Below are 13,700 nucleotides of genomic sequence, written 5' to 3'. Positions count from 1 at the left end.
TTTTGTGTCTACGGGGTTAATGTTAATCTGGCAACATGAACTCTATATGAACTCGGAGTTACAATTTAGGTAGTCTAATTGTAAAAGCAGTTCCATGGCCCGGAGTGCTATGAACAGTGATTTCTCCATTATGAAGCTCAACGATTTGCTTCACGATTGATAAACCGAGGCCGGTTCCTTCTTTCGTCCTCGAGGCATCCGCCCGGTAAAATCGTTCGAACAGCTTTCCCTCCCCTTCTTCATTGAGGCCAATTCCGGTATCCCGGATGACCACCTCGACAGTGCTATCCGTTTGGGCAAGCTCTATCGAAATTTCCCCATCTAGTTTGTTATATTTAATGGCATTGGATAACAGATTAACCCAAACATTCTCCATTAACGATTCATCGCCCATGTACATAATCGGTTCCACGATCATAGATAAATTGATATTTTCTTCCTCAAGCCACCAACGGTATTTATTTGCAGTTGCTTTAATCTGTTCATCGAGGCGGTACTCCTTGAACGTTACGAGCCTGGACGACTGGTCCAAAGAAGTGAGCAGCAAAAGCTGCCGGGTCAGTTTTGACAAACGGTTCGTTTCTGATTCAATGATCCCTGCATAATTGGCGCGTTCTTGAACTGTAATGTCCGCCGATTTCAGCAAGCCGGCATAGCCCTTAATATTCTGTAACGGGGATTGGAAGTCATGTGATACATTGCTGATAAATTCCTTCCGCATTTTATCATTTTCCTGAAGCTGTCCGACCATTTTATTGAAGCTTGCCGCCAGCTGGCCAATTTCATCTCTTCGATCAATGCCCAGCTGGGTATCATAATTCTCATTGGCGATTCGCCTCGTTGCCGCGGTCAATTGCGTAATCGGGACAATCAGCATTTTTGCCACAAGCAGCATTGCAAACAAGCTTAAAATAGCCGTCACGACTATGAGCCAGGCTAAAATGGTATGCACCTCGCTGAATAAATGCTTGATATCCGGTCTTATGAACATGGCATACTTTTTATTTTCAAACGTAAATGGGACACCAATTGTATTTGACAATTCATTGGCAAAAAAACCGGTCATGAACGTCTCCCGCGGGAATTCCCGCATGCCATGATAGACTTCGCCGCCAAGCACGGACTGGACAACGGAAGAATCCAGGTTTTTTAAGCGGTATTGGCCCCCATAAAATGTTTCTCCGCCAGCTTCATCCACTACATACAACTGGTAGCCGATATCCCCGACCGTTTCAAGATAATTCGTTAAATCCATCTTTGGCGATTTTTCAATATGGCCGACAATCGTTCCGGCAATTTGGACATTCTTCGTATCATTCCGCTCTTTCATGACCCGGTGGTAATACGTGTTCGCTACAAGGAACCCGGCAACTGAGCTGAACACCATGATCAGCATCGTCATGAGCAGGAATTTCCCATATAAGGATTTCATTAAGAATGCACCTCAAGCTTGTAGCCCACTCCGCGCACTGTCGCAATTTCCACATCGTCCGCAATTTTAGCGAGCCGCTCCCGGATCCGTTTAATATGCGTATTCAGCGTCTGCTCGTCTCCTTCATAATCATAACCCCAGATTTTCTCCATAATCGCTGCGCGTTGAAATACTTGATTCGGCTTCGAGGCCAATAAAGTAAGCAGTTCAAATTCCTTTAGAGGCATGAGCAAGGTGCTTTTGCCAGCTGTTACTTCAAAGCTTTTCAGGTTAATCGTGATTGATCCCACCTGCAAAATTGAATCTGCCGGCTTATCATAGCGGCGTAAAATCGCCGCGATTCTGAACAACAGTTCTTTCGGTTCGAAAGGCTTCACAAGGTAATCATCTGAACCCGCCTGGAATCCCTGCTCCTTATCCTCCAACTCCCCCTTCGCAGTCAGCAGCAATACAGGAATATCATAATCGTCCCGAATCCTCGCCGTCAGCTCAAACCCATTCAGCCCCGGCATCATCACATCCACAATCGCTAAATCCGGCAGCACCGACTCAAGAATCTCAAGCGCCCGAAACCCATCCTCCGCCTTCAGCACCTGATACCCCGCCCGGCTCACATGAATCCCAACCAAATCCAAAATATTTCGATCATCATCCACCACAAGAATCCTTCGCATCATCCACACTCCATTCAGTGAGGCACGGGGACGGTTCTAGTGCCTCATTCAGACACCTATCCTCGGAATAGCAAGAGGCCCGTTCCTTCATTCCATCATTCAAAAACCACTTTAACCATAGCATACCGTAAAATAAAAATAACCGACAAAAAAGAGAATGAACAAGGAGTTCATTCTCAATGCATTATTATTTAAGGCTTTTGAATCCATGCTTCTCTAAAACATCAACCGACTCATCACTGATCAAATAATCATAAAAAACCCTTGCTTCTTTAAGATGACGGCTATCCTTTATGACTCCAATTGGATACACAATCGGTCCGTGTGTATTTTCGGCGGCCGTATCGGCAATCCCCACTTTCTTTGAACCCATCGCATCCGTCTTATACACAATCCCCGCATCCACATTGGCTGTCTCCACATAAGTCAGCACCTGGCGAACATCCTTGGCATAAACCACTTCTTTGACAGCCTGCCAAATTCCCAAGGTTTCTAGCGTTTCCTTTGCATATTTACCCGCTGGCACCGTTTCTGGAGTCCCGATTGAAATTCGATCAGCTTTTGCCAAATCTTCGAATGTCTTAATATTCTTCTTAGAATTTTTCGGTACAACAAGGACAATTTCATTTCCGACAAGCTCAACCCTTGTCCCCTTTTCAATCAGCCCATCTTTCTCGAGGGCATCCATTTTGTCAGTAGCGGCCGAGAAGAACAGGTCCACAGGCGCTCCCTGGGAGATTTGCTGTTGCAGCGCACCGGATGCTCCGTAGTTATAGTTGATTTTTATATTTTTATTCTCTTTTTCAAAATTGGCCGCTATTTCGTCTAAAGCACCTTGCAGGCTGATTGCTGCGGAAACAGTCAATTCAACTTCTTTTCCTGGCTTTTTACCGTTGCCCCTTTGTCTATCATTTTTTACGCATCCTGCTAAAGCTGTCAATACCACCATCAGCGAAATAAAAATAGTTAGTTTTTTCAAAAGTCTCTTCCTTCCCTTTTTATCAACTTTCTCATTTATTAAATCTGAATCGCTTGGATTATGCAGCTTCCAATATAATAAAATTATAATTCCGTTTCCATTTTTAGTTAATATTTAAGTACCCCTCATGCCCAGCACTATTAGCCAGTTTCATTACTCTTTCCTATTATACTTTATCCCCACAGAGCGGTTGCTTAATGGGTCCATGTTTCACTAAGCTTTCAAAATTAGCTCGCCTACATAGATTTTACTATTGTTTTAACTGAGGCTTTGGCACGAATCGTAGACTTGCGCGCCATTCAACCCGATTTTAACTGGGCTTTGGCGCGAATCGCAGACTTGCGCGCCATTCAACCCGATTTTAACTGAGGCTTTGGCGCGAATCGCAGACTTGCGCGCCATTCAACCCGATTTTAACTGAGGCTTTGGCGCGAATCGTAGACTTGCGCGCCATCCAACACGATTTTAACTGAGGCTTTGGCGCGAATCATAGACTTGCGCACCATTCAATCCGATTTTAACTGAGGCTTTGGCGCGAATCATAGACTTGCGCGCCATTCAATCCGATTTTAACTGAGGCTTTGGCGCGAATCGTGGAATTGCGCGCCATTCAATCCGATTTTAACTGAGGCTTTGGCACGAATCGCAGACTTGCGCGCCATTCAACCCGATTTTAACTGAAGCTTTGGCGCGAATCATAGACTTGCGCGCCATTCAACCCGATTTTAACTGAAGCTTTGGCGCGAATCGCAGACTTGCGCGCCATTCAACCCGATTTTAACTGAGGCTTTGGCGCGAATCGCAGACTTGCGCGCCATTCAATCCGATTTTAACTGGGCTTTGGCGCAAATCGCAGACTTGCGCGCCATTCAATCCAATTTTAACTGAGGCTTTGGCGCGAATCGCGGACTTGCGCGCCATTCAATCCGATTTTAACTGAGGCTTTGGCGCGAATCATAGACTTGCGCGCCATTCAACCCGATTTTAACTGAAGCTTTGGCGCGAATCGTGGAATTGCGCGCCATTCAATCCGATTTTAACTGAGGCTTTGGCGCAAATCGCAGAACATCTGCTTTTCTAGGCGCTATGTTAGGAATTTGTCACCGTATGGCGAGTGACTTACTAGATTATTATTGAAAAAGCATTATAAATTGACGGAAGAGTCTGTTATCATTTACTTAACAGTACATGAAACCAAATGAGTGGAGGGGCTGTCATGACCGGGACGATTGCTGCTATTTTGATATTTGGGATCCCAATTACCGCTATTATTACAAGCCATTTACAAAAACAGTCAACAATTAGAGCCAATATCGTGAAAGACCAACTGGAACTGGAAAAACTCAAACACCAAAACTATGTAATTGAGACAGAGAAAATGAGGCTTGAGCTTGAAAAAACGATGTTGAACAATCCTAAAGATGAGAATAAATTCATGTAATGCAAAGTTGGAACATTAACTAAAGCTTGCAAGAAAAAATGACGTGTGATCAATCCACACGTCATTTCTATTGTTATTCAATTAAGATTTATTTTGGTCATTGAACTTGCTCCTCATGGTACAAGTGAGACAATTTTTTCGCTTTGCCTTTTGCCACTTTAGGTCCTTGGTTCTCTGGGCGGACGAGGTCATATACCGCTGTACCGACAATCTGGGCCACGTCCTGAAGCTTTTCTTTACTGATTTTATCGATGGTGTCTTCCGGAGTGTGGTACCAAGGCTCCAGTGGGCGGTGAATGAACGATGCAGAAGCAACCCCAACTTCGGTGAACGATACGTGGTCACTGCTTCCTCCAGTCTCCAATGGCGTTGGAGCACCATTAAGACGGGCACTCGAAGCCTGTGCTGTATCAGAGACAATGTTCGGATTGCCATCAGCTACATTGATGACCAGATGACCAGCATCGCGGCTGCCAACCATGTCCATATTAAAGTAACCGATGAAACGGTTCTTTTCGTCTTCAGAAAGCTTGCTTGCATAATAGCGTGAGCCAATCAGGCCAAGCTCTTCCGCTCCAAACGTGATAAATCTCAGTTCAGTTTCAGTTGGAATATTCTTCATCACACGCGCGAGTTCAAGTGTCATCGCTGTACCTGAAGCATCATCATTTGCTCCTGGCGCTCCGTCAACGGAATCATGGTGGGCCCCAAGCGCGACAATTTTGTTTGTTGCTTTGTTTTTATTCGTAGGAGCTTTTGTGGCAATGACATTATGAGATGTGCGAAGCCCGCCCTCGGCCCCTTCAATTTTGATGGTGGCTGTGAGAGGTCCGTTATTAAGGGCAGAAACCAATGCCTGGCCAGCGTCCTGTAAAATCGACACAACAGGGACATAGTTATCATTTGGTTCACCAAGTGTTCCATTGATCACACCAGCGGCATTGTTAAAAATAATCACTCCTGCCGCCCCTTTAGCCGCAGCGTTGAGAACTTTATCGGCGAATGAGATTTCACCCCGCTGTACGAGAGCAATTTTTCCGGTTAAGTCTTTATCGGCTAAATCCTGGACTCGTCCCAACCCAGCGTAAACCAGCTCTGCAGTGACATTGCCATCCATCCCGTATGTAAATGATAAAGGATTGAGGTCTCCTGAATAGCCGCTAACCGATAACTGAACAACATCTGGTGCTTTATACCCATAGAATTCAAATTCCTGAAGCTCCGTTTTATACCCGTACGATTCAAACTGCTCCTTTACATAGCGGATGGCGTTTTGTTCCGCCTCCGTTCCGGCTACCCTCGGAGTACGGGAGAGATACTCTATGTTGTTATAAATGTTATCGACATTGAGGTTGTTAAGCACCTTTTTGTCAAACACATGGAATGACTCTACTTTCTGTGATTCCACCGGTTTTGCAAAAACAACAGATGCTCCAAGAGAGCTGAGCGCTAGTCCTGCCGCTAAGGCCGCACTCAAAAATGGCTTCTTCTTCATACGTCTCCTCCTAAACTATTATAATAGTACTACTATTTTATCCTACATTATTCAGAAAATTAAAAAAGGTCATTTACTCCTATTTGACGATAGGAATAAAGACCTCTTCTTTATGTAATGATATTTCTTATTTCTAAAAACTCTACAAAATAAGACTAAAAGCGATTTAAAACGGAAAAAACTGACGGGATACCAGCCGTCAAAAAAAATGGAGTAAAATCTAAATTTAGATTTTACTCCATTTTGATTTAGACCGCATTTAATAATTAAACCGTTACTGCTGATAAACTTTTTGCTACAGCTTCTACTTTTGCCAAACCTTCAGCAATGATAGTTTCAGCCTGGTCTGGCATTGCAGCATGACCTTCAATAATCACTTCTTGAATGATCTCCATACCGAATACGCCGCCACAAACATTTTTAATATAGTTAGCAGCCATTTCCATTGGTGCAGCTTCAGGTGTTGAGTAAACTCCACCACGCGCGCTTAGAATAACGGCTTTTTTGTCAGTCATTAATTGTACTAATTGTCCATTTTCGTCATATTTGAATGTGAAGCCAGCTTGATAGACATAGTCGATGAAAGTTTGTAATTTAGCTGGAATTGTTAAGTTCCATAACGGGAACGTGAATACAACGACATCTGCTGCTTTTAATGCATCCATCGCTTTTTGTTTGGCAGCTAAAATACGTTGTTCTACATCCGTCATTTCTTCGCCAGATTCTGCTTTACCGAAAGCATTGAATAAATCTTGGCCAAAGTATGGCATATCCTCCGCGAACACATCATATGTTGTTACGTTTACACCTTCAAGGTTCTGCATGAAAGTTTCATACATTTTAGTTGATACTGCTTCTGAAGCAGGACGGTTATTTGCTTTTACTACTAGAATATTCATTATGTTATAAATCTCCTTTAGATGCCTTGAATTTAACTATCTCGGATTAACAATATATTAAACGAGCATTTTAGTCAATCGAAAAATAATTCCACTTGAACCCTTCACAGGCCCTTTAACAGATTCCTCCGGTCAAGCCAGATTTAAGGTAATTGTAAAGGCCTTAATTTATCTTCAATCTCTCTCCGTTTCGGTTCCAAAAATGAGGGAAGAGCCAGTTTTTGCCCCATTGTTTCCATAGGTTCATCTACCGCAAATCCTGGTGTGTCCGTTGATAATTCAAATAAAATCCCATTCGGTTCCCTAAAATATAATGCTTTGAAGTAATACCGTTCTACTTTGCCTGAATTCGGTAACCTATATTCTTTCAAACGCTCTGCCCATTGGTCGTATTCTTTTTCATTCGGAACACGGAAAGCCACATGGTGAACGCCTCCACGCCCTAAGCGAACCCTCGGCAAGTCAGATCTTGTTTCTATATGAACTTCTGCACCGCTGCCCCCTTCACCAGTTGTATAAACCATTAGCTCAGGATAATCCCCTTCCAGTGACGGATAGGACCCGGCATATCGAAACCCCAACACTTCTGTCAACACTCCGATTGTTGGCTCTGCTATTGCGACTGTGAGGGTAACAGGGCCTAAACCAATAATGGCATGCTCCAATGGGATGTCATCTCTATGCCAAGGAACTCCTGCTTTTACACCTTTTTCATCGTTATCAGCGACAAGGATTAAACGGGTTCCCTCGAAATCTCTAAAAGCCAATGAATCCCGATTCGCTCTTTTTTGAATATCATCCTGTTCAACGCCATAGTGTGTAAAGCGTTCTTTCCAAAATAACAATGAATCTGAATTTTTAACCCTTAGCGATACAGTAGAAATGTCTGAAGTACCCCTGTATGTTTTTCCAAGGTGTGGAATGTCAAAGAACGTTACCTCCGTGCCTGGGGTTCCTTCTGCATCAGCATAGAAAAGATGATAGGATTCTGTGTTATCCTGATTCACCGTCTTCTTCACCAATCTCAGTCCTAAAACTTTCGTATAAAATTCGTAATTTTTTTCTGCTTTTCCTGTCAAAATTGATACATGGTGCAATCCTAATAGTTCCACTTTTTAGTTCACTCCTTTAACCATTCGTTTTTTATTATTTTTAATCGCAAAATTACACTTAATTAAGTTATCTCACCTTCGAGATAATAATACTACTTTTAAATTTCCTTGTCAATCCCCCCTCTGTTCTGTACTTTTGCTTGCATAAAAACAAGGTCAATTAAGAGAAAATGGTTGAACCATCAAGCTTCATTCCAATTAAATCGAACGTTCGTTTAAATTAAAAAAGATCGAGAAGTGTACATAAAATACACTACACTCGATCAATGTTTGAGTCCTATTTTTTTCTATTTTCCCTTCGTTATAAAGGAATATCCAATCCCCGGATACGTACATATGATATTTGAAATATCCGTGCATCCTGCATCCTTTAGCTTTTTCCGTATTCTGGCGATAGCCACTCGTAAATACTCGACTCTATCTTTATACTCTTCTCCCCATACAGAAACGAGAATTTGTTCATGGCTGACAATTTTGTCGGCATGGATGGCCAGCTTCTCCAAAATCAAATACTCTGTATTTGTGAAGTGCATATCCTTCTCATCAACAAATACTCGCTTTTGGGCGAGATTTATTTTAAACCCGCCAACGGCAACCAACTTTTCCTCATGCCCTATCGGCTCTTTATGGGAACTTCTTCGGAGTACCGCCTTCACTCTTGCAAATAGTTCATCGAGCGAAAAGGGTTTCGTTAAATAATCATCGGCCCCAAGCTCAAAACCTTCTACCAAATCGTTAGAATCACTCCTTGCTGTCAAGATAATAACCGGAACATTCGAAAACTTCCTCAGCCTATTCAACACGGTAAACCCATCCATATTCGGCATCATCACATCCAGCAGGACTAAATCAAGCTTATGCAAATCAAAATGATCCAGAAATTGCTTTCCGTCTGAAAATGTTTCTACTTTATATCCTCTGTATAATAAATTCGCCTTGATAAATCTGACAATTTTAGGTTCATCATCCACAATCGCAACTTTAAGATTCATCGTGAACCTCCTTGATCATCATGATTAATTGGCAGCTTCATTGTAAACTCACTGCCTTTTCCAAGTTCGCTTTTGACTAGTATATCACCATTATGCTCTTGCATTAAACCAAGACAGATTGATAGACCGAGGCCCGTTCCTCCAGTTTTACGCTGGGGCGAATTATCGGCTCTATAAAAGCGGTCGAATATTTTTTTACTCAGTTCCTTTGAAAACCCAATGCCATTATCTTTCACATGAATATATACATACCGGGAATCTGAAGTGACAGACACTTCAACTTTTTTCGCAGGAGAATCATTGTGGACTAGCCCATTCATAATTAAGTTCAGCAGTACTTGTTGAAGCCGCTTTTCATCACCATACAGTAAAGGGAATTTAACATCATTCTCCTCTTTAAAGCTGACAAGCTTACTTTGAACAAACTCATTTGGCAAATGGTCAAGCGTGTTTAAAATCAGCTGAGAGACCACGAAATGACCTTTATTTAGAGACAACGTCCCCATTTCAATTTTCTTGATATCAAGCCAGACTGAAATCAAATCCTGAAGATGTAAAATATCTTCATGAATTCCCTGCAAAAGCTCTTGTTTGAAGTCCTCATCCCAATCCGCATCCTGGATCATCAATGTTTCCACACTGCCGCGAATGCTCGTGATTGGGGTTTTAAATTCATGGCTGGCAATCGTAATCAAATTACTTTTAAGCTGATCAATTTCTTCTTCTTTTGTAATGTCACGAAGTAAATATCCATTGCCTATATAAGATGTATCAGAATACACACTAAATTTATTCAACATAATATATTTTAATCGTTTATCCTTCTCAATCGTCAGTTTGACTGAGATATCTTCCAATTGTGGTAACTGATTTAGTTGGTCATTTTCAGAAATGCTGAGTTTTTGCAGAAAATTTATTAGTTCAACTTCTGTTTGAAGATTTTCAACCCTCATCCCAGGAAAAAGAGAATGCGTGACAAATTCATTTTGGTAAACAATATTCTTTTTGTTATCGGCTAGAATAATTCCTTCAGTCATACTTTTTAACACGGCATTTAAACGGGCATGTTGTTCCTTAGACTCCGTAAATTTGATTGGGCCGTTTTTCATCACCGAATAGTCATTTTCCGATTTTCTCAAAAAATGTCCCTCCTTTTCTTTTATTATGGTTGTTGATTTCCTCTTCGCAAGGAAAGCTTCTGGGAATAATCATCGCAGAGACAGGCGGTTTTCGCTTGTCACGAGGCACAAGCTTTCCGCCGGGCATCAGTTGAGCCTCCTCGGCGCCAAGGCGCCTGTGGGGTCTCCACCTTGCCACTAGATCCCGCCGGAGTCGGTGCCCTTCGCTTCAATCAACGCTGAAAAAATCACTGGCCCCTTACTTAGGTGCACAAACAGGACAATTCTTAAAAAAGCCTCTATATGTTTTACATATAGAGGCTAGTTGAATTATTTCATTACGATACGTGTACCTGTTTTTCCGGCAAGAGCATCTTGAAGTTTTTCAATTGATGTAATGATGACGTTCTTACCGCCTTTTTGAAGGAACATGATGGCTGCTTCAATTTTCGGCCCCATGCTTCCTTTTGGAAATTGGCCTTCCTCCATATAACGAAGTGCCTCTTCCACTGTCATTTCAAATAGGTTCTGTTGATTTGGTTTGCCAAAATTAATCGCAACTTGCTCTACACCCGTTACGATGAATAAATAATCGGCATTTATTTCAGCAGCCAAGAGTGCGCTTGCGAAATCTTTATCAATGACTGCTTCAATGCCTTCCAGCTTGCCGTTATTTTCGGTGACTGGGATTCCGCCACCGCCGGCAGTAATAACCGTAATGTCCTTCTCAAGCAATGCTTCGATTGCTTCTTTTTCAACTATTTTAACTGGCTTTGGAGAAGCAACGACACGTCGATAGCCTCTTCCGCTATCTTCTACAAATGTAAGGTTGTCCTTTTTGGTTATTTCTTCCATTTCTTCTTTTGTATAAAATGGCCCGATTGGCTTTGTTGGTGCTTCAAATGCCGGGTCATCTTTGGAAACAACTGACTGTGTGACGATCGTGGCAACTGTCTTATTAATATTTCGCTCAACCATTTTATTTTTAAAAGCTTGCTGAATCAAATAGCCTAAATTCCCTTGTGTTTCAGCATCATATACATCTAATGGATAGGTTGGGACGACCGATTTAGCCATCTCACCTTTAATTAACGTATTCCCAACTTGCGGGCCATTACCGTGTGTGATGACAACTGTATGGCCTTCCTCGATTAGACCAAGAACAGGCTCACAGCTTTCATTAATATTTTTTTGCTGTTCTTCAATCGTACCCTTTTGACCCTCTTTTATAATGGCATTTCCGCCAATTGCTAGAACGATTTTACTCATATTAACACTCTCCACCGTTGTCATTTAAATTGCGTTTTATTCTCTGTAAAAATTTTTATAAGCTAGCATTCCTATCAGGATGCCGAATAATGTATCCATTCCCGAACTGTGGCCAACTCCAAGCAAATTCCCAAAGACCTCTTTGAAGTCGGAATCACGTTCGATGACAAGTGCATTGACCATTTTAGAAACCGTTGAGCTAAATTCATGTTCCAATGCATACCTTAAGTATTCTCTGCCCACATCAGTTGTAATGGGTTCACCCAATAGCTTGGAAAGCTTTTGATAAAACGGAGCAAAAATGAAGTGGGAGACAGCATCGAATGCAAGCAGTCCAACAACCATGTCATCACCCGAAGGCGTCAAGCCTTGTCCTCTACCAAGAAAGTATCGAAGAGCCTTCTCAATGGAGTGCTCGTCACTGGACGTGGCTGCTTCGATCAACATGATTATAAATGTTTCTGTATCCGTCCATGTTTGTCCACTTCGTTCATTCCATTTTTCCAAGAATAATTGGATATCAACATCCAACCCTGTTCTTTCTTCTATACCGACTAATTGGGTAAAAAGCCTTTCAAAACTCGCTTCAAAAATCTTCGTTTCCTTCAGTTCGGCTAATTCATTTTTAAAGCTTTTTCCTTTATTTAAACGAATCGTTATCCTTGGAAATTCCAAAGACTCCGTTTTTATGTTCCAAAAAACCGAGTCTCCATTATTTACAGCGGCAACGGCCCTAGAAGTGTCCATTTCCCGAAGATGAATGCCAAATGGCAGGAGACCGTTTTTACGATTCCCAATAAAAACAAGAGAGTCCCCCATGATAATATTAAAGCCATTTGTAAAAATACTATGGACTTGGCCTCTCGTCTTTTTACAAAGAAGGAGAGGAACTAGATGACTATATTCCTCTCCAAAAAGAGTCTTTTTATCCATTAGGAATTAGCTGGTTCGATTAGGCCGAGTTTAACCGCATAAGCATCAATTGCTTTTTCAAAGCAAGCAAGCGGTGCGCGAACAGTACCCGCGCCAATTTGGCCAACCCCTGCTTCTTTATGGGCAATACCAGTGTTGATGACTGGTTCAATTCCAGTTTCAACGACCTTCCTCGCATCAATACCAAGACATGAGCCTTGGAAATCCCAAGTTGGGATTGAAAAGTTAGGGTTTTGGTCGATACAAATTTCCATCATCTCATCGCTTGTTTTAAGTGCATCATCAAAGCCGCCCGCGCCTACGAAACGAGTAACACCAGGTGCAGCGATCATTGCCATTCCGCCGATACCAAATGTTTCAGTGATGGCACTGTCACCCATATCAGGGCAAGCCATATCTTGGTCATAGCCTGTAAAGAACAAACCTTGCGGCGTATTAACAGGTGCGGTAAACCATTGATCGCCCATGCCCGCAATGCGAATCCCAAATTCGTGGCCGTTCCGGCACATGGCCGTAACGACTGTTCCGTGCTCAATCTGTCTAGCTGTATCCAAGACGGCTTTACATGTTGCCATCGCTATATTTAGGAAGAACTGATCTGTATCAGCTAAGAATTGAATGACATCTTGTTTATCTTTCTCAGATGCATCTGTTTGTAAAATGTATGGTGCGATGTCTTTTAGGAAAATAAGTGATGCTGCAATATTTCGTTGGTGGAATTCATCGCCCATTGTAATAGCTCTTGCGATCATGACGTTAATATTCAATCCGTCCTCAGTTTTCTGAAGAGCTTTGGAAAGAACAGGACCTAGAACATCCCTGAACCATGCAAGACGATTTGTTACTTCCTCGGAATATGCGCCGAAGCGAAGTACTGCACCGATTCCTTCGTTCATTGTGCAATAGGCTTGGTTCCCGCCGTCACGATTTTCCACGACAACAACTGGCATATTGCCTGATGTGATTCCACCCATCGGGCCAACTGCGTTTACATGATGACATGGAATGAATTCAACTTCTCCATTCTCGAACAATTTAAACGCCTCATCTGCGTTTGCTGCCCAGCCTTCGAATAATGCGGCTCCTACACAAGAGCCTTGCATTGGGCTTGGCATGTTCTCCCACTTTGTTGGCGGGCCTGCATGAAGTAGAACCTTCCCATTTAATTCTTGAATGACTGATTTTGCTGGGACAACATCAACTAAAAATGGGGCGCCTGATACGATTTTATCGATTACCGCGCGGTTTGCTTCATCAATTGTTTTATATGATCCATACATGTGTCTTTCCTCCTGAATTCGTAAGTCGTTTTTTACAATATAAAGGGCCGCAAAGCGCGCTAAACCTTTAGCATTT

Annotated in this window: 13 protein-coding genes; 1 reads left to right on the top strand and 12 read right to left on the bottom strand. The window is 42.3% G+C overall.

Annotated elements, in window-relative coordinates; genetic code table 11:
* Window positions 1–58: 58 nt before the first annotated feature.
* From D1B31_RS19460 to modA, 3 genes are all read right to left on the bottom strand, one after another.
* Window positions 59–1,432 carry a sensor histidine kinase gene (locus D1B31_RS19460; protein WP_118923544.1) on the bottom strand — a complete coding sequence of 458 codons (1,374 nt, stop codon included), beginning with the start codon at window positions 1,430–1,432 and terminating at the stop codon, window positions 59–61.
* Window positions 1,432–2,106, bottom strand: coding sequence for a response regulator transcription factor (locus D1B31_RS19455; RefSeq protein WP_118923542.1), 675 nt, complete (start codon window positions 2,104–2,106; stop codon window positions 1,432–1,434). Before D1B31_RS19455 ends, D1B31_RS19460 begins: the two co-directional genes overlap by 1 nt.
* Before the next feature lie 187 nt (window positions 2,107–2,293).
* Window positions 2,294–3,055, bottom strand: coding sequence for a molybdate ABC transporter substrate-binding protein (gene modA / locus D1B31_RS19450; protein WP_118923606.1), 762 nt, complete (start codon window positions 3,053–3,055; stop codon window positions 2,294–2,296).
* Window positions 3,056–4,301: 1,246 nt separating this feature from the next.
* Between modA and D1B31_RS19445 the strand changes: the two genes are divergently transcribed.
* Window positions 4,302–4,526, top strand: coding sequence for a hypothetical protein (locus tag D1B31_RS19445; RefSeq protein ID WP_118923540.1), 225 nt, complete (start codon window positions 4,302–4,304; stop codon window positions 4,524–4,526).
* 97 nt (window positions 4,527–4,623) lie between these two features.
* On the opposite strand, the gene D1B31_RS19440 is transcribed toward D1B31_RS19445, so the two are convergent.
* The 9 genes from D1B31_RS19440 to D1B31_RS19405 form a co-directional block, all read right to left on the bottom strand.
* Window positions 4,624–6,021: a M28 family peptidase gene (locus tag D1B31_RS19440; RefSeq protein ID WP_118923538.1), complete on the bottom strand. Its 1,398-nt coding sequence runs from the start codon at window positions 6,019–6,021 to the stop codon at window positions 4,624–4,626.
* Window positions 6,022–6,287: 266 nt separating this feature from the next.
* Entirely contained in the window at window positions 6,288–6,920 is a 633-nt protein-coding gene (locus D1B31_RS19435; protein WP_118923536.1) for an FMN-dependent NADH-azoreductase, read from the bottom strand.
* Between the two features lie 143 nt (window positions 6,921–7,063).
* Entirely contained in the window at window positions 7,064–8,032 is a 969-nt protein-coding gene (locus D1B31_RS19430; protein WP_118923535.1) for a ring-cleaving dioxygenase, read from the bottom strand.
* 287 nt (window positions 8,033–8,319) lie between these two features.
* Window positions 8,320–9,024: a response regulator transcription factor gene (locus D1B31_RS19425; RefSeq protein WP_118923534.1), complete on the bottom strand. Its 705-nt coding sequence runs from the start codon at window positions 9,022–9,024 to the stop codon at window positions 8,320–8,322.
* Entirely contained in the window at window positions 9,021–10,163 is a 1,143-nt protein-coding gene (locus D1B31_RS19420) for a sensor histidine kinase (protein WP_118923533.1), read from the bottom strand. The genes D1B31_RS19425 and D1B31_RS19420 overlap by 4 nt, the downstream gene beginning before the upstream one ends.
* Window positions 10,144–10,341 (bottom strand): hypothetical protein, encoded by a 198-nt coding sequence (locus D1B31_RS24445; protein WP_158587621.1) that lies wholly within the window; start codon window positions 10,339–10,341, stop codon window positions 10,144–10,146. Before D1B31_RS24445 ends, D1B31_RS19420 begins: the two co-directional genes overlap by 20 nt.
* 131 nt (window positions 10,342–10,472) lie before the next feature.
* Complete coding sequence (gene arcC, locus D1B31_RS19415) at window positions 10,473–11,411, bottom strand: carbamate kinase (protein WP_118923532.1); 939 nt, start codon at window positions 11,409–11,411, stop codon at window positions 10,473–10,475.
* Between the two features lie 36 nt (window positions 11,412–11,447).
* Window positions 11,448–12,344, bottom strand: a complete 897-nt coding sequence (locus D1B31_RS19410) for an oxamate carbamoyltransferase subunit AllH family protein (RefSeq protein WP_118923531.1) — start codon at window positions 12,342–12,344, stop codon at window positions 11,448–11,450.
* Window positions 12,344–13,624, bottom strand: coding sequence for a YlbE family protein (locus tag D1B31_RS19405; protein ID WP_118923530.1), 1,281 nt, complete (start codon window positions 13,622–13,624; stop codon window positions 12,344–12,346). Before D1B31_RS19405 ends, D1B31_RS19410 begins: the two co-directional genes overlap by 1 nt.
* Window positions 13,625–13,700 lie beyond the last annotated feature (76 nt).

It is taken from the genome of Neobacillus notoginsengisoli, assembly GCF_003515685.1.
Taxonomy (GTDB): domain Bacteria; phylum Bacillota; class Bacilli; order Bacillales; family Cytobacillaceae; genus Bacillus_D; species Bacillus_D notoginsengisoli.
Note: the sequence above shows the minus strand (reverse complement) of the source record. Positions and strands in the feature narration are given on the sequence as shown.

What these genes read in the sequence shown, in the direction of transcription:
- D1B31_RS19440 (WP_118923538.1), bottom strand. Translation starts at nt 6,021, where the DNA reads ATGAAGAAGAAGCCATTTTTGAGTGCGGCCTTAGCGGCAGGACTAGCG.
- D1B31_RS19410 (WP_118923531.1), bottom strand. Translation starts at nt 12,344, where the DNA reads ATGGATAAAAAGACTCTTTTTGGAGAGGAATATAGTCATCTAGTTCCT.
- modA (WP_118923606.1), bottom strand. Translation starts at nt 3,055, where the DNA reads ATGGTGGTATTGACAGCTTTAGCAGGATGCGTAAAAAATGATAGACAA.
- D1B31_RS19425 (WP_118923534.1), bottom strand. Translation starts at nt 9,024, where the DNA reads ATGAATCTTAAAGTTGCGATTGTGGATGATGAACCTAAAATTGTCAGA.
- D1B31_RS19455 (WP_118923542.1), bottom strand. Translation starts at nt 2,106, where the DNA reads ATGCGAAGGATTCTTGTGGTGGATGATGATCGAAATATTTTGGATTTG.
- D1B31_RS19435 (WP_118923536.1), bottom strand. Translation starts at nt 6,920, where the DNA reads ATGAATATTCTAGTAGTAAAAGCAAATAACCGTCCTGCTTCAGAAGCA.
- D1B31_RS19405 (WP_118923530.1), bottom strand. Translation starts at nt 13,624, where the DNA reads ATGTATGGATCATATAAAACAATTGATGAAGCAAACCGCGCGGTAATC.
- D1B31_RS19445 (WP_118923540.1), top strand. Translation starts at nt 4,302, where the DNA reads ATGACCGGGACGATTGCTGCTATTTTGATATTTGGGATCCCAATTACC.
- arcC (WP_118923532.1), bottom strand. Translation starts at nt 11,411, where the DNA reads ATGAGTAAAATCGTTCTAGCAATTGGCGGAAATGCCATTATAAAAGAG.
- D1B31_RS19460 (WP_118923544.1), bottom strand. Translation starts at nt 1,432, where the DNA reads ATGAAATCCTTATATGGGAAATTCCTGCTCATGACGATGCTGATCATG.